The organism is Pedobacter sp. 05T44 (assembly GCF_056395985.1).
The window spans coordinates 68,878-88,878 of record NZ_JBFTKO010000019.1 but is presented as its reverse complement, the minus strand read 5'-3'; the positions used below and the strand labels follow the sequence as shown (position 1 = coordinate 88,878).

The 20,001-nt window shown below is 39.0% G+C and carries 11 protein-coding genes; 1 reads left to right on the top strand and 10 read right to left on the bottom strand.

Going from position 1 to position 20,001, the window contains the following annotated elements; all coding sequences use genetic code 11:
• Nucleotides 1–39: 39 nt before the first annotated feature.
• The 9 genes from AC1DDK_RS22450 to surE all read right to left on the bottom strand — a co-directional run bounded on the left by AC1DDK_RS22450 (nt 40) and on the right by surE (nt 16,543).
• Entirely contained in the window at nt 40–1,455 is a 1,416-nt protein-coding gene (locus AC1DDK_RS22450; RefSeq protein WP_337717487.1) for a glycoside hydrolase family 125 protein, read from the bottom strand.
• Nucleotides 1,456–1,458: 3 nt separating this feature from the next.
• Nucleotides 1,459–3,720, bottom strand: coding sequence for a GH92 family glycosyl hydrolase (locus tag AC1DDK_RS22445; protein ID WP_337717484.1), 2,262 nt, complete (start codon nt 3,718–3,720; stop codon nt 1,459–1,461).
• 169 nt (nt 3,721–3,889) lie between these two features.
• A complete protein-coding gene (locus AC1DDK_RS22440; protein WP_337717483.1) occupies nt 3,890–5,542 on the bottom strand; it encodes a RagB/SusD family nutrient uptake outer membrane protein in 1,653 nt (550 codons plus the stop codon).
• A gap of 11 nt (nt 5,543–5,553) precedes the next feature.
• Nucleotides 5,554–8,613: a SusC/RagA family TonB-linked outer membrane protein gene (locus AC1DDK_RS22435; protein ID WP_337717481.1), complete on the bottom strand. Its 3,060-nt coding sequence runs from the start codon at nt 8,611–8,613 to the stop codon at nt 5,554–5,556.
• Nucleotides 8,614–9,202: 589 nt separating this feature from the next.
• On the bottom strand, nt 9,203–10,759 hold the full coding sequence (locus tag AC1DDK_RS22430) for a RagB/SusD family nutrient uptake outer membrane protein (protein ID WP_172659062.1): 1,557 nt from the start codon (nt 10,757–10,759) through the stop codon (nt 9,203–9,205).
• A gap of 54 nt (nt 10,760–10,813) precedes the next feature.
• On the bottom strand, nt 10,814–14,017 hold the full coding sequence (locus tag AC1DDK_RS22425) for a SusC/RagA family TonB-linked outer membrane protein (RefSeq protein ID WP_477634068.1): 3,204 nt from the start codon (nt 14,015–14,017) through the stop codon (nt 10,814–10,816).
• Nucleotides 14,018–14,398: 381 nt separating this feature from the next.
• A complete protein-coding gene (lpxB, locus tag AC1DDK_RS22420; RefSeq protein WP_288883183.1) occupies nt 14,399–15,505 on the bottom strand; it encodes a lipid-A-disaccharide synthase in 1,107 nt (368 codons plus the stop codon).
• A complete protein-coding gene (locus AC1DDK_RS22415; protein ID WP_288883184.1) occupies nt 15,502–15,771 on the bottom strand; it encodes a stationary phase survival protein SurE in 270 nt (89 codons plus the stop codon). Before AC1DDK_RS22415 ends, lpxB begins: the two co-directional genes overlap by 4 nt.
• Nucleotides 15,764–16,543, bottom strand: a complete 780-nt coding sequence (gene surE / locus AC1DDK_RS22410; protein WP_172659059.1) for a 5'/3'-nucleotidase SurE — start codon at nt 16,541–16,543, stop codon at nt 15,764–15,766. The genes AC1DDK_RS22415 and surE overlap by 8 nt, the downstream gene beginning before the upstream one ends.
• A 250-nt stretch (nt 16,544–16,793) precedes the next feature.
• On the opposite strand from surE, the gene AC1DDK_RS22405 reads away from it, so the two are divergent.
• Entirely contained in the window at nt 16,794–19,727 is a 2,934-nt protein-coding gene (locus AC1DDK_RS22405; protein ID WP_337717479.1) for a M16 family metallopeptidase, read from the top strand.
• A gap of 65 nt (nt 19,728–19,792) precedes the next feature.
• Here the strand turns inward: AC1DDK_RS22405 and AC1DDK_RS22400 are convergent, their stop codons facing one another.
• The gene (locus AC1DDK_RS22400) at nt 19,793–19,978 is read right to left on the bottom strand and encodes a CsbD family protein (RefSeq protein WP_048903769.1); all 186 of its coding nucleotides are present in this window, start codon (nt 19,976–19,978) and stop codon (nt 19,793–19,795) included.
• Between the last annotated feature and the right edge of the window lie 23 nt (nt 19,979–20,001).

Genomic DNA, 20,001 nt, shown 5'->3' with positions numbered 1-20,001 from the left:
GTTTAAGAAAAAACAACTCCCTTTTACTTAGACCATTATTTACACCAAAAGGTGAGGTTTTTCTTTGTAAATTTTCCAAAGCAGCTCGCCAAAAATTGTGTTCGACCATGCAAACCAAGATCTGGTAAAATCTTTAGCATCGTTTTTATTAAAAGATTCGTGCATAAATCCCGTACCACCATGACCGCTTTGCAATGTTTGCAAACATTGCTTAATTTCTGCATCATTGTTGCTCGTTAATCCTCTCATTACAACACTGATTGGCCAGATCTTATCTAATCCCGTATGTGGGCTTCCAATTCCTTTTCCGGCCTTACCCTCAAAATAGAAAGGGTTTTCTAATGAAAGAATTAGTTTGCGTGTATTGATGTATACGGGATCATTAGGTTTTACCGCACCTAAATAAGGAAGTGCCAGTAAACTAGGTACGTTAGCATCGTCCATAATATTGAAACTGCCATATCCATTTACCTCAAATGCATATACCTTACCAAATTCAGGGTGTGTTACAATCGCATATTTCTGCAATGCATTTTCAACTTCAGTTGCCAAGGCAATACATTCATTTGCCAGAGCAGTATCTTTATTTACTGCCTTCAATATTTCTGCTGCTTGTTTTAAACTGATAACCGCAAAGAAATTAGAAGGAACAAGGAAGTTATATATAGTTGCATCGTCACTAGGACGGAAAGAAGAACAGATTAACCCAACTGGTTTTACTGGATATCCGTAACCACTTAATGGTACGCCGTCAGTAGCCCAGGATGTTTTGCGTTGAAAATGATATGGTCCCAGACCGTCTTTTCTTTGCTGTTCTTTAAAAGTCTTCACAATTAAAGCAATTGCATCTCTCCAGGCTGTATCAAACGGTGCTGTATCTTTAGTTAACGTCCAATATTGATAACTTAAACGGATTGGGTAACATAATGAATCAATTTCCCATTTGCGCTCATGAATACCCGGTTTCATGTCGGTAATATCGGTTTTCCACTCCCCTTCTTTCGTTTCATCGCCATAAAATGCATTTGCATAGGGATCTTTATGAATACATTTTACCTGATGGTTAATTACACCCGCAATCATATCGTGCAGTTTTTTATCATCCTTTACAAGCGATAAGTAAGGTGTTACCTGAGCTGTACTATCGCGCAGCCACATAGCATCAATATCACCAGTGATAACATAAGTATCAGGCTTACCATTTTGTTCTGTATAAGTTACCGTAGTATCTAAAGTATTAGGAAAGCAGTTTTCAAATAACCATCCTAATTCCTTGTTTTTGACATTCTTTTTGAATTCAGCTATTGCACTTTCTACAGCTTTACTTTGAAAGTGTCTTTTTGATTCAGGTACTCTGACAACAGGAAAATCTGGTGCTGCAGCAAATGATACTTTGTCTACCATAAGTCCGGCTGCCAATAACCCGGTGTTTTGTAAAAAGATTCTTCGTTTCATGTTTTATTTTGATAAAGAAAAAGGCTTATCATCACCAGAAAGGCCTCTTTGCAGATTTGGTTTATTACTCATTTCAAATTTCAATATACCCCCATTGGTAATGTCACTATGTGTGATATAGTTTTTGGTATATATTTTTCCATTCAGCGCGGCTGCACTAATGTAAAAGTTTTCTTTGTTATTGTTGTTTCCCTCTATGATAAATTTCTTGCCATTTTCCAGACTAATTGTAATTTTTTTGAACATTGGACTGCCAATAACATATTGATCTGTACCCGGACAAACGCTATAAAAACCGATTGCACTTAATACATACCATGAAGAAGTTTGGCCCTGATCTTCATCGCCAGGATATCCATTTTCTGTAGAATTATAAAGTTTATACATTACATCTCGTGCATGGAATTGTGCTTTCCATGGTTCACCTGCATAATTATATAGGTAAATCATATGCTGTATTGGCTGATTACCATGTGCATACTGGCCCAGATTGGCCATCACCATCTCTGTCATTTCGTGGATTAAGCCACCATAAGTACCTACCTTAACTTTATTGGGTTCAGTAAATACAGAATCCAATTTAGCAGTGAAATTCTGTTCGCCTTTCATCAGATTGATTAGCCCTTGAACGTCTTGAAATACCGACCACTGATAGTGCCATGCGTTGCCTTCTGTAAACGGACCACCCCATTCGATGGGGTCAAAATTAGGCACCCATTTGCCATCCTTTTGTTTACCGCGCATAAAGCGGGTACCTGGATCGTAAACATTTTTATAGTTATACATCTGTCTGCTAAATACATCAGCATAGAAATCGTTATTGGTCATTTTTGCCAGATTATAGCCACAAAAATCATCGTAAGCATATTCCAGCGTTTTTGCTGTGGCCTCTCTGTATTCGGGATATGGGACGTAACCCAGTTCGTAATATTCCTTCCAACCATGGCGGCCATTGGCGGGGCCCCATGGACCTTTATTGGTTGCCTCATGAAGATATGCTTTTAGCGCTTGTTCCGGATTAAATGTTCTGATCCCTTTTGCCCAGGCATCAGCCAATAAAGAAATGGCGTGATTACCAATCATACTTCCCCCCTCTCCAGGGAATGACCAGGATGGAAGCCATCCGCATTGCTCCTGCGCATCCAACATTGCCTGCATATAACGGCCATGCATTGTAGGCTGCATAATAGTATTTAGTGGAAACTGGGCACGGAAGGTATCCCAGAAACCAGTGTCAGTAAACATGTATCCCTGGTGCACTTTACCGTCATACGGACTAAAATAATAAGGTTTACCATCTTTATCATATTCAAAGAATTGTCTTGAAAACAAGCTTGCTCTGAAATAGCAAGAATAGAATGTAGCTTTATCCTCTTCCGATCCGCCTTCTACAAGGATTTTACCCAAATGGTCATTCCATATTTTTGCGCCCGCAGCTTTTGTTTGATCCAGGGTTTTAAACTTCCCTAACTCTCTTTTTAAAGTTAAGCTTGCCTGATCTTCACTGATGTAGGATGACGCCGTTTTCGCTTGTACCATTTCGCCAGGTTTAAACTCGATGTAAGCACCCTTCCCTTTACCCTGTGCTGTTAATGTACCTTCTGATATTGCATTATTAGTGTTATCCCAGGTACCATACTTTACAAACGGTTTATCAAAAATGATTTCGAAATAGCTATTCAGGCTGTCTCTTATACGGCCGTTATGAACATACCCTGTGATCTTTTTTTCTTTAGGATAGATCTTTACCTCACTTAAACCGGTGTATCCGTCCAAAACAAGGTAACTTTTACCATTCTTAGGAAAAGTAAAACGCAGGTGCGCTCCCCTTTCTGTTGGGGCAATTTCAGTTACAACATCATTATCGAGTTTTACCTTGTAGTAATTAGGTTTAGCAATTTCATTCTTGTGGTCAAAACCAGTCTGGCGATCATTTTCATTTACAACTAGCTTTCCTGTAACCGGCATTAAAGAAAATACGCAATAATCATTTGTCCATGAACTGCATTGATGGGCTTGTTGAAAACCGCGAATGGTTTTCTTAAAATATTGGTATTTCCAGCCGTCTCCATTGTTACCCGTTTGTGGGGTCCATGTATGCATGCCAAAAGGTAGTGCTGTTGTAGGGTATGTATTACCCCTTGTAAGTTCATGTTTAGAATTGGTACCCTGCAGGGTGTTTACGTATTGCACCAGATCTGGCTGTTGCGCAAATGCAACATTGAGCAGCAATACAAATGCGATTAAAATAGTTTTTAGTTTCATGTTTGTGTGGTTCTCCCTTATTACCTATCTAAGGGGGTTTTATATTTGGTTTAAAACGATTTAGTATCCCAATAATATGAAAATAAAATAACTTTTAAAAACAGAACGGGTGATTGTTGTTAACAATCACCCGTTCTTGATACTTAGGAAAATCCTAAGGAATTATTATTTAATTATAACCTGGGTTTTGAGTAAGCTTAGTATTTAAATTACGCTGCTGCTGTGGAATTGGATACAAAGCCTTGTTTGCATTACTAGGTGTATGATCCCACCATGAACCTGAAGCAAATTTACCAAAGCGGATTAAGTCATCTCTTCTGAAACCTTCAAAAATGAACTCACGTCCGCGTTCAGCTAATAACTCATCCATTGTAAGTGTTGAAGTCGTGTATGCATTAGCAGCCCAGTCAGCCTCAGTGAATGCACGTTTTTTACAATCGTTGACTAATTGTACAGCTTCCCCTGTTGCAACGCCTCCGTTTTTACGCATAATCGCTTCTGCTTTTGCAAAATAAATCCAGGTTAAGCGGTAGATGTTCCAGTCGGTATTATTATAGTTAGGATCAATTTCAGGTTTTCCGCCTGGTCCAGGAAATTGATTGCCTAATTTATATTTATTAAAACGAACACCGCTGTTCTCTTCACCTTCACTCATATTAGAGACTTTAGAGCCAGTTTTGTTTTTCTGGATATTATCCACAAATTCTAATTGCAGATCTTTGTATTCTTCAGAAGCCAAAACAGGTGTTTTTCCATCCGAAAACTTAACCATTTTACCAATTAACAACCAATCAGATTTACGTTTGTCAGCGTCTTTGTAGGTGGTGTATACGCCAGGAATTACAACAATACCATCGTTACCATTACGGCCACCGCCATAGATTTCCTGTTGTTTAAAGTGATAGAATTCCGATGGAAAGCCCGTAGCAAAATTGGCAATTTTATAATCGTAAGCAATTGAGAAGATCACTTCTTTAGACAGATCATTAGTGCTTTTAAACTGGTCTGAAATGTTTGGATCTAAAGCCATAGTTCCATTTTGTCCTCCCGCTTCTCCTGAGATTATTTTATCAGTTGCTGCGATACAATCATCCCATCTAGGAGTGCCTATCCATGCCTCTGCATTCAAATAAAGCTCCGCCAACATTGCATAACCAGCTGCCTGATTCATACGACCGAGGGTAGCTCTTGATGCCTTAGGTGCTTTCTCTATATTTGCTTTAATCTCACCTTCAATAAATGCAAATACTTCTGCTCTGTTTGTAGTATTTGGAAGATCTGCAGATGCACCCTCTGGAATAACTGTCGAGATCGGGATGTTACCAAATAAGTCCATTAGTTTTAAATAGTGGAATGCGCGAAGCAATTTCAATTCAGCAATATAAGCATCTTTCTCTGCTTGTGTGATACCCATTTTTGCAATATCACGATTCTCGATATTTGTAATAGCGCTATTGCAAAGACCCATACCCCAATACATCAATACCCATGCATTGTCAATTCCACCTTCATCAACTGTCCAGGTATGGTAATGCAATCTTTTCCATTTGCCTCCATCTTCACCATGGCGACCTTTAGTTGGCCATGCCAGCTGATCTCCGGATAGCTCTGCAAGTCTCCACCAGCCGTCTTGTCCGGAAGGGGTAGCCCATGCGTTGGCATGAGTATAAGGTCTTAAAACAGCGGATATGACTTCAGTTTTATTGTTATAGAAATCATCCGCAGCAATTACGTTATATGCATTTTCATCAAGTTTGGTACAAGCGTTTGTTAAGCACAATGCGCCGACCAATGCAGTATATATAAGTGATTTACTTTTCATTTTTTTATTAATTAAAATCCAACATTTAGACCTACTAAGAAAGAACGTGTACTTGGATAAGGCCCCCTAGTGTCAATTCCTAAAAATCTACCGTTGTCCTCATTACCAATTCCTGTATCCAATACATAGTCAGGATCATTACCAGAATAACCGGTGATTGTAGCCAAGTTCTGGCCTGTAACGTATACCCTCAGGTTCCTTAAGCCTTTAGATTTCAACTTAAAGTTGTATCCTAAAGTGATCTCGTCAACTTTCACAAAGCTTCCGCTCTCTACATAGTAATCAGAATACATGTACGTATCGTTGATCTGGCTGTATTTGGTAAAGGCATCTTTTAAGATGTTTCCACTCCAGGCTGATTTATTACCATAGCTTAAAGCTGTTGTATTTAATATATCAAAGTCGAATTTCCCTCTAAGGAAGATACTTAAATCAAAGTTTTTGTATTTGAAATTGTTCGCCCATGAGGCATAGTACTTTGGTACCGCATTTCCAATTGGTGCAAGATCTGTTGCATTTAAATCATTTCTTGAATTGTTGATTTGATCATTTCTAACCTTTTCACCATTTCTATTATAAAATAACCACTTGCCATCTTCTGTAAAACCGGCGAACCTTTTTCCATAGAATACACCGATTTCTTTACCTTCAAAAGTTGTAAAAGCTTGTCCTAAGTCGCCTGCTCCCTGTATATCTCCTTTTTGGATAAACTTAACAACATATTGAGAGTTGGAGTAACTGTCCATTACGTTGTTGGTTGTACTTGCTGTTATATTTGTATTCCAAGAAAAATCTTCCGTAGTTATCGCTTTATAGCCTAATGCTAACTCAATTCCTTTCGATGAAAATGTCCCTACGTTAGTCCAAATTTCTCTGACTACGTATGGAGGCTGAGGAGATCTGTAAACGTCAAGGAGGTCTTTTGTTTTGCGATTAAATACATCCAATGATCCTGTCAATTTATTGTCGAACATGGTGAAATCAATACCAACATTTAACTCTCTTTTTGATTCCCATTTCAAGTCAGGATTATAGTTGGTGGTCGGCCCATAGGTTTCATAATAGCTACCATCTGGGAACAGATATTTGCCACCTTCGCCAAGCATAACTCTAGAAACATTGTTTTCTGTAGGAGCATTACCAGTCATACCATAACCAGCTCTCAATTTCAGATAATTKATAAACTTAACATCCTTCATGAAATTTTCCTGAGACATATTCCATCCAAGAGATACTGCTGGGAAATTACCCCATCTGTTATTTCTACCAAATTTCGAAGAACCCTCATGACGTAAAATAAATTGCGCCATATACTTGTCATTGAATACATAATTCACTCTTCCAAAAAAAGCAATCAATGTGTTGTCAGATTTTGAGCTGGACATACCTGCCTTTCCAACCCCCAGAGCTGCACCAGCACCTATATTATCTTCCCGAAATGCATCATTAATAAAGCCTCTGTTTTCAAGGCTAGATGCCTCCTGAATCTCATATCTATAGCTGTAACCACCGATTGCAGTTATTTTATGCTTATCAGCGAAAGTATTTTCATATTGAATTGTTGGCTCCAAGGCATATTTCTGCTCTAAAAAGTCACCTTTATAAGCATATCCGCCGCCTGGAAAATCTGTGTTTTCCATTGAATCTTCACTGGCTTTTAAACGGTATTGCCCATCCGTATAACTGTTGCGCTGCACCGATCCGAAAATTGAAGCTTTCAAACCCTTAACAATTTCCAGATCTGCCTTTGCATCGGCAGAGCTCGTTTGTTGTTTCCTGTACGAGGTTTGCTGGGCTAAACGCGCATACTCATTGGTACTGGTCAAGTCAAAACGGTAACTACCATCGTCATTAAAATTAGATAATGTCGGGTTTTTTGTAGACTCGCTTTCCCAACCGCCACCACCTAACATGTTTGCTTTGTTGATGTTGGTAGCTAAATTAAGCTGCACATTTAACTTGTCGTTTAGTCCCTTTTGATTTACATTTAAACGCAGTCCATATTCCTCGCGACCGTTTTCACGGGCAATCCCATCAAGATTCCTGTAATTTACACTGGCACGATAGCTGGTTTTATCCGAACCACCGGTTAATGCCAGGTTATGATTCTGAGAAAAATTGTTGTGATTGATCAAGTCATCAAAAAAATCAGTGCTATGGCCGAAATCTTGTTGTTTAAGTTCTCCAGAAGCAATTTTCTGTCTGTACTCATCAGCTGTTAAGAAATCTGGTCTGTTTTGGATATACTCTTTTCTAAAGTATGAAGAGTAATCAAATGTGGCAGGTCCTGATTTACCTTTTTTGGTGGTAATTAGAATTACACCCGCATTGGCACTGGTACCGTATATTGCAGCACCAGATCCGTCTTTTAAGATGTCTACCGAAGCAATATCATCTTGTTGCAATAGATCGGGATTACCACCAGGAATACCATCAATTACATATAAAGGTGTTCCGCTACCCGTAGAGGTTACTGCTCCCCTGAGCTGAACGCTTACACCAGAATTCGGATTAGATCCGCCCGGTCTGGAAATTTGAAGACCGGCTACTTTACCTTGGATAAGATCTAGTGGGTTTCTTGAACCACTTTGTCTGAAATCTTCTCTACCTACGTGAGCTACAGATGAAGTAACCTCTTTTTGCTTTAATGTTCCATAACCTACTCCTACTACAACAACATCATCAAGGTTCACACCTTCATCAAGCGCCATTTTAATAGTTAATGGCGCAGTACCATTTCCAGCAGCTTTACTTTGCGTTGCATAGCCTAAATAAGAGAAAGTAATTAATTCCGTCTCACTTTCGGCTTCGATGCTGAATTTACCGTTAGCATCAGTTACTGTAGCTTTATTTGATGCTGTTTTAACTCCAACACCGGGTATAGGTTGAGATTTTTCATCCAGGACTACCCCTGTTATGATTACTTTGCGCGCAACAGCCTGTCTATCTGGCTGAGATAAGGCCCGGCTTAAATTATTCGTTTCCAGATAACCCTCCGTTGCAGAGTAGCTTCGAAAACTCATGGAACAGAGTAGACATACCCCCGTACCAATTAGTAGTTTAATGTTCATGGGTTTTTAGTTTAAATTATAGTTAGTGTTATTAAATGTTTCAAGTTCATACTGTTGCAAAAGCAGATAAAACGTTTTATCAGCTATTTCCAGATATCAAAACCGTAGGCATAAAAAGTCTATGGTTCTACTTTGGAGTAGCCTAAAAAGAGAGAAAATTAGATTAGTTGAGAGAGGGTCTAAGATTATACCCTGAAGCGGTTATTGATAAAAAGAAAATATTTTTTTAACGGAACAACCTGAATGTTTTGTGAGAGAGCAGCGGCTAAGAATAATCGTTGGTTTTTCATGAATATTTGGTATACGTAGATTTCAGTAAAACGTTTTATCAACGCCAATATTAAAGAAAATTGTTCAAACCAGAATTTTTTTTTTGCTTTTTTTACAAACAATATTGTTACAATTTGAAATGATATGAAAGAAAAATAGAAGTTAAGTCCCCTTAAAATAAAGCAATTACTACTGGAATTTAAGGCAAAAAAAGAGGCTATATAATGGATAAAAATCTAGGCTTTGTAGCAAAAAAATCACAAAAAAGCCTGCAGTATAAAATATAACTGCAGGCTCTATCCTGATTAATTATTTGATATTATTGATATCCGGGATTTTGAGGGGCAAGGTTAGGATTGTTTTGCAACTCAGGTCTTGGAATAGGGAAAAGCAGATGTTTATTCTGTAAAGGTTGATTGGAACTCAGGTTCACATGTCCCACAAAATTATCAAATCCCTGTGTAGTTTCGTTATATACTTTTCTAAGCCTGACCATGTCAAACCAGGTGATCTGCTCATAACACAGTTCATGCCAGCGCTCTCTCCACACAGCTTCCCGGAATGTTGTTTGACTGTAAGTGCCAAATGCAGGAGTTACCAGTTTGGCGCGATCGCGAATGCGCTTAAAAGCATCATAAGCATCCTGCGTTGGAGCACCTAACTCGTTTTGAGCTTCGGCATAGACAAGCAGAATTTCCGCGTAGCGAATCACCGGTACATTCAAATTGTTATTGCGTGTACCCGCTACGCCCGAAGAACCATTGGCGATGGTATTAAAGTGTTTGAATATATAAGGTGCTCCCAGTTGAAATAAAGCTCCGTTACCATTAGTAAAGTAGCTGGTATAAAAATACCCCTCCCGGTCTTTGGCACGTTCATCTCCTGCTTCGTAGGAATTATAAAACTGACGGGTAGGAACGGTACTTCCTGTACCCGATGCACCATTAAATGTAACCGGTTTGAAGTTTGGATACATATTGTCCATTGGGTTACCTGCAACTACAGAATTGTATTGGATCATGAAAATGTGTTCTTTTTCATTTTTCAATGTTTCTCTGTGTACCTCTGCATAAGTTGCAAAAAGATCAATCGCTGCCGGATTCGCTTTTGCGTAAGTGATCACCTCATTGGCTTTATCCGCTGCCAGTTTGTAATGGGTTGCTCCTTTGCTCAATGGGAAGCCAGCCATTGTCAGGTAAACCAACGCCAGTTCCGACTTAACTGCTGCCAGCGAAACCCTGCCATTCTTATTCATCCAGGGTAATCCCGCCTCTTCAGCAGCAATCAAATCTTCTACAATTAAAGTATATACACTCTCAGCTGTAGCCCGCTTAGGGAAAAAATCCTCAGACTGTAGTGTTTGTGGTTTTGTAATTAATGGTACATCTCCCCACAACCTTACTGCATAGAAATATGCCCATGCACGGAGGAATTTTGCTTCGCCTAAAATACGTTTCTTTTGTGCATCATCCATAGGCGTAATACCTGGAACTTTTTCAAGAACCAGGTTTGCCTGAGCAATAACTCGATATATACCATTCCAATAATTGATTACATGTCCCGTATTCGGATCGTAAATCAGTCCGTATAAGTTATTTAGGTCGGAGTTTTGAGCTGTCTCTGTGGTAGAAGTTCCTGTCACTGCTTCCAGCAATTGCCAGTTTGAAGAGAAGATTCCGGCCCCATCGCCAATAAATCGTGTCCCTGCATATACTGAGGCTATCGCTGCTTCAGCATGTTCCGGTATGGTATAGAAATTATCAGGTGCCAGATTTGAAGGATCGCGCTCTTCAAGAAACTTTGAACAACCTGATCCAAGCAGTAATAGTCCAAAAAGGGCCGCACTGCTAATATGTTTTAATATGTTAATTTTCATCAGTATATCTTTTTTAAGTGTTAATCGCATCATTAAAATGATTTAATAAAAACATTACAAACCTATATTTAAACCCAACATGAAGATTGTTGGTCTTGGGTAGCTGTGCCAATTCATTCCCTGCGAGAATACGTTATTGCCATCATTTGCATACCCACCTGTTGGTGTTGTTTCAGGGTCTCCCTGAAGCTCTTTACTGGTAATCAAAAAGAGGTTTTGTGCAGATACATAGACCCTTAATCTGTTCAACCTCATTTTTTGTACAATTGAATTGGCGAAGTTATATCCAAGCAACACATTCCGGCCACGGATGAACGAACCGTCTTTGATCCAATGGGTATCCACATTGGTTACATAGCCGGCACGAGTATCACGGATTTCGGCAATCTGCGTATTCTGGTTTTGAGGAGTCCACGCGTTCAATACCGTAGCATAGCTGTTGGCCAGAGAAACCCTGTCTTCACTAGAGTGAGTAGTCATGTCCATCACGTCTGCCCCAACTGAATATTGAAGTTCAACAGTTAGGTCAACACTCTTATAGCGGAAAGTATTGGATAATGCACCCCAGGCGTCTGGACTACCATTACCAATAATTGATCTGTCGGCATCATTTATAGCATAATCTCCATTCACATCAAGATATTTAATATCACCTGGTAGAATTGTATTTCCATTTCGATAACTCACAAATTTAGCTGCTTCTGCACGCTCTGCTTCAGACCAAACACCCAAACGGGTAAGTCCCCAGAATGAACCAGCAGCCTCTCCAACACGGATAATATTAGTTGGATTGGTAAAGTTAGGACCACCTATACCAAAGATATCAGCAGGTGTTGCCAGAGAAAGTATTTTGTTTTTATTAAAGGATATATTAAAAGACGTTTTCCATGAAAAATCTTCTGAATCAAAGTTTGTGGTATTCAATTGAGCTTCCAACCCTTTATTCTCCATAGATCCGATATTTTTTCGGATATTTACAAAACCACTTGTACGTGGAACCGGCGCATCCAGCAACATGTCTGTGGTTTTCCTATAATAAAGATCCAACTCCAGTGATATTTTGCCGCCAAACATTCCCAGTTCAACACCAACATCGCTTTGTGTGGTCTTTTCCCAGCGAAGATCCGGATTAGCAAGTCTGTTTAGACCTGTTCCAACTACTCTTACATCATTAATAACTGCTGGATAATTGGTGCCCAGCAGGGGAAGTGATGAGTATGGTGGTATTTCCGAATTACCTGTAACTCCGATGCTACTGCGAAGCTTTAAATTAGAAATAACGCGGTTGTCTTTTAAGAAATTCTCTTCAGAAACTCTCCATGCAATTGCTGCAGAGGGAAAGAACGAATATTTGTTACTTTCGCCAAACTTCGAGGAGCCGTCCGCACGACCAGTAACAGTGAACAAATATCTATCCTTAAAACTATAATTTAGTCTACCAAAGTAAGAGTTAAGTTGTTGCAGCGATCTATTGGATCCGACCTGCGGATTCAGACTGCCTGCTCCTAAATTGTTAAATTCAAAATAATCAGTTGCAAAGCCCCTTACCTCAGAGCTGATGTTGTTGAAAGTGCTTTTCTGCCAGGATATCCCCAATAAACCAGTGATGGAGTGATTCTCGTTAAAGCGCTTGTTGTAGGTCAGGAAATTTTCTATAGACCAGAAGGCTTCCTTCCGGGTACGTCCGGCAGCATAGCCCTGATCAGAGATATTTAGCGTACGCCCGCTGTATTCATTATTTTCCTGTGAAATCACATTTGCACCTATTATGGTTTTCATTTCTAAACCTTCGGCAAACTTGATATTTGAATACAGACTGCCAAGGGTTGTTTGGGTTCCCAGTAAAAACTTGGTATCATACAACCTGTGCACTACATTGAAACGGCCCTCGGCATTTGGATAGTCTCTGTTATCAGCATAAAAACCGTTACTGTATTTTACAGGTAAAAACGGAAAATCTTCTACAATACTGCGCGCCACCTGATCACTTTGATCTACCAGATTTTCGTTTTGATTGGTGTAGCTTAGCGTACCCCCTACCTTTAACCATGGTTTTACCTGGTCATCAATACTGAACCTGCCAGAATATCGCTTGAGGAATGAGGTCTTGATGAGTCCCTGATCATTTCTGTGTCCGATTGAAAAGGCATAGGTAGTGCGCTCATTACCTCCACTAAAACCAAGCTCATGATTTTGAGATAGCTTGTTCTGAGTAGCCTCTTTAAGCCAGTCGGTATCAAAATAAGGGTTGCCGCTACTATCAAACAACCTTGGATCCTTTCTGGCCAGGGCTGGGTTTCTTGTAACATATTTACCTGCTGCCCATCCTGCCGGGTCATATTTTTCCATGTTTTTATATGCCAGATCTTCCACAGCCAGGAATTCTTTCGCATTTAATACTTTCGGAAAATTAGGACCAACTGACGGCACACTCACATCTACATTATAATCTATCCTGCTTTCACCGGTCTTTCCGCGCTTGGTTGTAACCAGAATAACACCATTGGCTCCCCTGGAACCATAAATAGCGGTAGAGGATGCGTCTTTCAACACCTCTACAGAAACGATGTCATTAGGATTGATGTAGTCAATAGCCTGGCTGGCCTGGGCTTGATTTCCCATTGGCAACTGAACCCCATCTACTACATATAAAGGATTATTAGATGAGTTGATGGAACTAAAACCACGAATCCTGACATTGGCTCTTCCGCCAGGCCGACCTGAGTTTGTATTGACCTGGACTCCGGATATCCTTCCTGTTAAGGCCTGATTTAGAGAAGATGCCGGACGTTCCTGCAATTGCTCTGCTTTTACCGTACCTACCGCACCGGTTAAATCAGATTTTTTAGAGGTACCATAACCAATCACCACTACATCTGCCAATTMAACTCCTTCGGCAGGAACCATTTTAATGGTAAGTGGTGAAGCACCAGACCCCGCGGCCCGGGTTTGAGTAGCATACCCGATATACGAGAACGAGAGTTGCTCACTTGCATTATCTACCTCAATGCTGAATTTACCACTGGCATTGGTAACGGTAGACTTGTTTGTTTTGAGAGATTTGATCCCTACACCAGGTATAGGTTGAGATTTTTCATCAACCACAGTGCCTGTAATCACAATTTTCTGTGCCTGAAAGAAGGCGACACTGCCCATACCGGAACTGATTTTGGTGTAATCAGCGGGATGCGCATAGGATTGTAACCCTGTTAAACAGAGCATTGGAATCCCTGCGAGGATAATTTGTTTGATTTTCATTAGCTTAATTTTAGTTTATATTTAGTTAGAGTAAGCGTACTAAAAACCCCCATTCCAATGTAAAATCACAAGCACGCAACAACGCACATGACCTTAAAAAGGAATGCTTAAGAAAAGTTTGAAAAGGGTATAATTAAGATGCTTTTAAAGCAACAGGATCATACAAGGTGGGGTGTAAAAAAAATCTAATTTCTCTTACAATCAAAAGGAGAAATTCCTGGTGTAGATGTACTACTGGTTGGTTGGTTCTGTTTCTCATAATATATGGGAGCTATATTTTATAAAAACGTTTTATCTATACCAATAATAAGGAAAATAATTCACAAAAGAATATTTTTTAAAAAATAAATCTAGCTTAAAAAACTGAAACAGAGGGACTTCCTAAATCCCCTTTAGATACGAAATTATGAGTTTTGCAGTACGTTCTGATGCACCGGCAGTTCCCATTTTTGAAGATAATTCTTCGTAATCGCCCAGCATTTTTTGTCTACCTTCTCCACTTAAGATGAGGCCAAGCTCATCAGAAATATTTTGTGTATTACAATCTTCCTGAATTAATTCTGTAACCACCTTTCTATCCATAATCAAGTTCACCAAAGAAATGAACCTTATTTTAACAAGCATCCTGGCAATAGCAACAGAGATTGCCCCTCCGCGATAAACCACAACTTGCGGTATATGAAACAAAGCAGTTTCAAGCGTTGCCGTACCAGATGCTACAATTGCGGCCGCGGCAACATTCAATAGGTCATAAGTTCGTTCAAAAACCAGCGTTACATTTTCAGACGAGATGAATTGTTTGTAATAATTCTCATCAAAATCAGGAGCCGCTGCAACAACAAACTTGTAATCGGGAAAACGACCTGTTACACTTAGCATATCTGGCAGCAAGCGCTCAATTTCTTGTTTTCTGCTACCAGGAAGCAGTGCTATAATCTTATCATTCAACCCATAAGTTTTTTTGAAAGAAGGGTCAGGAGTAAATTGAGCAATTGCATCTAATAAAGGATTGCCAACATAATCGACCTCCATGCCCCATTCTTTATAAAAATCTACTTCGAAAGGCAAAATGCAAAACAGCTTATCAACTATCCTTTTGATTTTTAATACACGCTTTTGATTCCATGCCCAAACCTTTGGAGAAATATAATAGCAAACACGAATTCCATTCTCTTTAGCAAACTCTGCTATTTTTAAATTGAAGCCAGGAAAATCAATAAGAATCAGCGTATCAGGATGATATTCCAATACATCAGCCTTACATGCCTTCATATTTTTAAGGATGGTACGTAGATTTAACAAAACCTCGGTAAAGCCCATAAATGCCATTTCAGCATAGTGCTTTTTAAGAATACCCCCCTCAGCTTTCATTTTATCACCACCATAAAATCTGAATTCCGCATTTAGATCCTGAACTTTTAATGCCTTCATTAAGTTGGCTCCATGTAAATCTCCGGATGCTTCTCCGGCTACTAAATAGTATCTCATGATTGGGTAACTTTATAATAAAAGAAGGCAAATGCCCATAGAAATGTTGCACTGATAATACCCCTGCCCACATTATCCTTATTCTGTTTAAAAAAATAATGCATTAATAAGGCATTTACAGCAATACAGCCAATCAACAAAAGATCTGCTTTAGCTAAAAAAGCGAACCTATGCATCAGGTACCATACCCCGGCAACCAATACACCAGGCACCAAAGCACCGATACCCAAACCTATTAATACAGAATTCTTTACATTTCTAAACATCAAATGTCCAGGTATTTAAAACAGGAATTGCATGATGCGCTGTTAAATCAAACTGAACAGGAACTACTGAAACAAAACCATTCTCCAGCGCCCAAACATCAGTATCTTCACCTTTATCATTATTTTGAAAAACACCTGTTAACCAGTAATAAGGGCGTTCATATGGGTCTTTTCTTTCATCAAATTCTTCTGCCCATTTAGCATTCGCTTGTCGGCAAATCTTAATGCCTTTTAAACCGTCGCCTTTTGGAAAATTAACATTAAGCAATGTTGCAGGCGGTAAACCATGTTCAAGTACCTGTAAAGAAATGGCTTTAATAAACTTTTTACAATGACTAAAATCTGCCTCTTGCGAAAAATCATCAAGTGAGAAACCAATCGAAGGGATACCTTCTATTGCCCCTTCAACCGCGGCCGACATGGTTCCTGAATAGATCACATTGATGGAATTATTTAACCCATGATTTACACCAGAAACACACAGATCAGGCTTTTTACCTTTAAATATTTTATTTACAGCAAGCTTAACGCAATCAACAGGTGTACCGGAACATTTATACATTTCCACACCAGGATACAAATCTACCCGATCAAAACGCAATGGCTTACCAATAGTAATTGCGTGGCCCATCCCCGACTGAGGTCCATCTGGTGCTACTACAACTACATTTCCGATTTCCTCAACAACTTCAATCAAATTCTTAATTCCCGGAGCGGTTATACCGTCGTCGTTTACCACTAAAATATTAGGTCTGGATTGCTGCTTTTTCATTTAAGATATATCTGTTTTATTATAATCATAAAAGCCTGTTGATATGTCAGAATCACCTATTTAAGCAAAACTGGTATGCCTACAGCCCTTGTTGCCGTAAAAGTACAAGAATTCGATCTAAAGTTCAGGACTTAATACACAATCCACATATATTTGATGTATAACTTAAAAGCTGTGAGGCCATATGGGATTTAAATTTATTTTAATAAGGATCCAAGACAACCTTACTATACATAAAAAAATAAAATATATGAAGAACAAACTATTAGCGCTATCCTTTTTCCTTTTGATAGGGTCTGGGGTTATGGCTCAATCTGGCTATCAATGGAAAACAGCCACCACTGATGGATACACTTACAAATACGTAACAAACGACCCAACCAAGTCGCGGTTTTACACACTAAAAAATGGGCTAACGGTTATTTTATCACAAAACGTAAAAGAACCGACTATTGAGTTCAGAATGGCTGTTAGAGCGGGAAGTAATACAGATCCGCGTACAGCAACTGGCTTAGCACATTACCTGGAGCATTTGCTATTTAAAGGAACCGACAAATTCGGAACAATGGACTATACAAAAGAGAAACCTTTGTTAGATAAGATAGATGGATTATACGAGCAATACAACAAAACCACTGATCCTGCTAAACGGAAAGAGATTTACGCGCAGATAGATAAAACATCTGGTCTGGCATCTAATTATTCAATTGCCAATGAATACGATAAAATGATTAAAGCAATTGGCGGCCAGTCTAGCAATGCCCATACATGGTATGAAGAAACCGTATACAATGAAGATTTTCCGGCCAATGCCACTGATAAGTTTTTAGCTCTGCAGGCGGAAAGATTCCGCAATCCTGTTTTCCGCATCTTCCACACTGAACTGGAGGCTGTTTATGAAGAGAAAAACCGTGGACTTGATAATGATGCCTGGAAAATGGATGAGAAAATGTCGGCACTATTATTTCCTACTCATAATTATGGTCAGCAAACCACTATTGGTACAATAGAGCACCTTAAAAACCCATCTCTTGTCGAAATCAGAAAGTATTACAATAAATATTATGTACCTAATAATATGGCAGTAGTATTGGCTGGAGATTTTAACCCTGATGAAATGATTAAAAAAGTTGACAAGTCATTTGCCTTTATGCAATCAAAACCTGTTACACTTTACAATCCGGCTCCTGAAAAACCGTTAACTAAAATTCAAAAGGTCGATATATATGGCCCCAGTGCAGAGAGTGTAGAAATATCTTATAGAGGATATGCTGAGAACACCAAACAGAGCATGCTATTAGATTTAATATCAAGCATTTTAGCGAACGGAAAAGCAGGTTTGTTCGACATCAACTTAAACAAACAGCAAAAAGTTTTACGCTCAAGCGCTGGCTATCAGCAGATGAAGGATTATGGCGTTTTCAATATGTCGGCCCAACCTAAACAAGGCCAAACATTAGAAGAAGTTCAAAAGCTATTACTTGATCAAATTGAGATCTTAAAGAAAGGAGATTTTGATGAAAGCCTTATCAAAGCAACTGTAGCCAATAGTAAACTAGGATTACTGCAAGCCTTCGACAATAATGCATACCGTGTTGATGCCGCAACTAATGAATTTATTTTAAATCGTGGAACCAAATGGGACAAATCTTTAAGCAATCCTGATGAGATGGCTAAGATTACCAAGAGCCAGGTTACTGAATTTGCAAAACAGTTTTTCATCAACAACTATGTTATTGCATTTAAACACAAAGGTGAGGACAAAAACATTGCGAAGGTCGAAAAACCTGCCATCACTCCCGTAAACACAAATGCTGCAGAAACATCTGTTTTCACCAAAGATCTGCTTGCAGCTCCAACAAATCCTATAGCACCTAAGTTCCTCGATTATAAAAAAGACTTAAACTATGGCAAAGTGGGCATTGCCGATGTAATAACAGTTCAAAATAAAGAGAACAGCATTTTCCGCTTATCTTACCGTTTCGAAATGGGCGCATTAAACAACATGCTGCAACCATATGCTTCGCAATACTTAACTTTTTTAGCGACGGATAAATACTCTGCCGAACAAATAAGTAAAGAATTTTATAATATTGCCTGCACCTATAGCATCAATGTKGGTAACGAGGTTACTACTATAAATATTAGTGGCTTACAAGAAAACTTTGAGAAAGCTGTAATGCTGGTTGAGCATATTTTGGCCAACTGCAAACCGAATGAACAGGCATTGGTAGAACTTAAAAGCCGTATCCTTAAAGCAAGAGAGAACAACAAACTTAATAAGAGTGCAATACTAGGCGGTTTAATGAACTATGCTCAATATGGAGCTAGCAATCCATTTAATTCTACCTCAAGCAACGAAGAAATAAAAAATATTACTTCAGACCAGTTGATCAGCATCCTACATAATATCGACAACTTTAAACACACCATTACCTATTATGGACCACACACCCTGGAAGCTTTTACAGAAAGCATAGGTAAACTTCATAAATTACCTGCAGCGTTTAGCCCTGAACCACCGGCTAAAAAATTCACGTACACCAACAATGCGACCAATCAGGTCTATTTTGCAGATTACGACATGGTTCAGTCAGAAATTCGCTGGATAAGAAATGGAGGCGTTTTTAATCCAGACCTTACAGCCAAAGTAAACTTATTCAATAGCTATTTTGGTGGGGGTATGGGATCTATAGTTTTCCAAACTATACGTGAATCTAAAGCTTTGGCTTATTCAACATTTGCCGTTTATTCATCGCCCGACAGAAAAGACAAGAATTATGCTATGATAGCTTATGTAGGTAGTCAGGCTGATAAAATGAACGACGCCGTGGCAGGGATGAACGAATTGCTTAATGTTTTACCACAAGCAGATAAATCGTTCGAAGCCTCAAAATACAATGCATTAAATGCGTTGGAAACCAGCCGTGTTACTAAAGATGATATTATACAGAGTTACTTTGCAGATCAGAAACTTGGGATTGACCATGATTCGAGAATTGACGAGTACAATGGTTTAAAGCCTTTAACATTTGCTGACATCAAAGAATTTCACACCAACAATGTTGCTAACAAGCCTTACAATTATTGCATTGTTGCTTCAGAGAAAAAAGTGAGATTAGAAGACATGCAGAAGTTTGGAACCGTTACCAAGTTAACATTGGAACAAATATTTGGGTATTAAAATCCAAAATCCTCATAAATAAAAGGGCCTGACCATAATTGATCAGGCCCTTTTATTTATGTTTCTTATAATGATTTTATCCAGGTTACCAGTTCATCTCTGGTTTTACCTGTTTTTTGCTGCAATTTACCCAACAACTCATCATCTTTCCCCTCTTCATGCTTCAAATCATCCTCGGTTAAGTCAGCATACGCTTGTTTCACTTTACCCTTAATTTCATTCCATTTTCCTTTTAATTCTAACTTATCCATGATAGTTTCTTATTTTGTTTAAC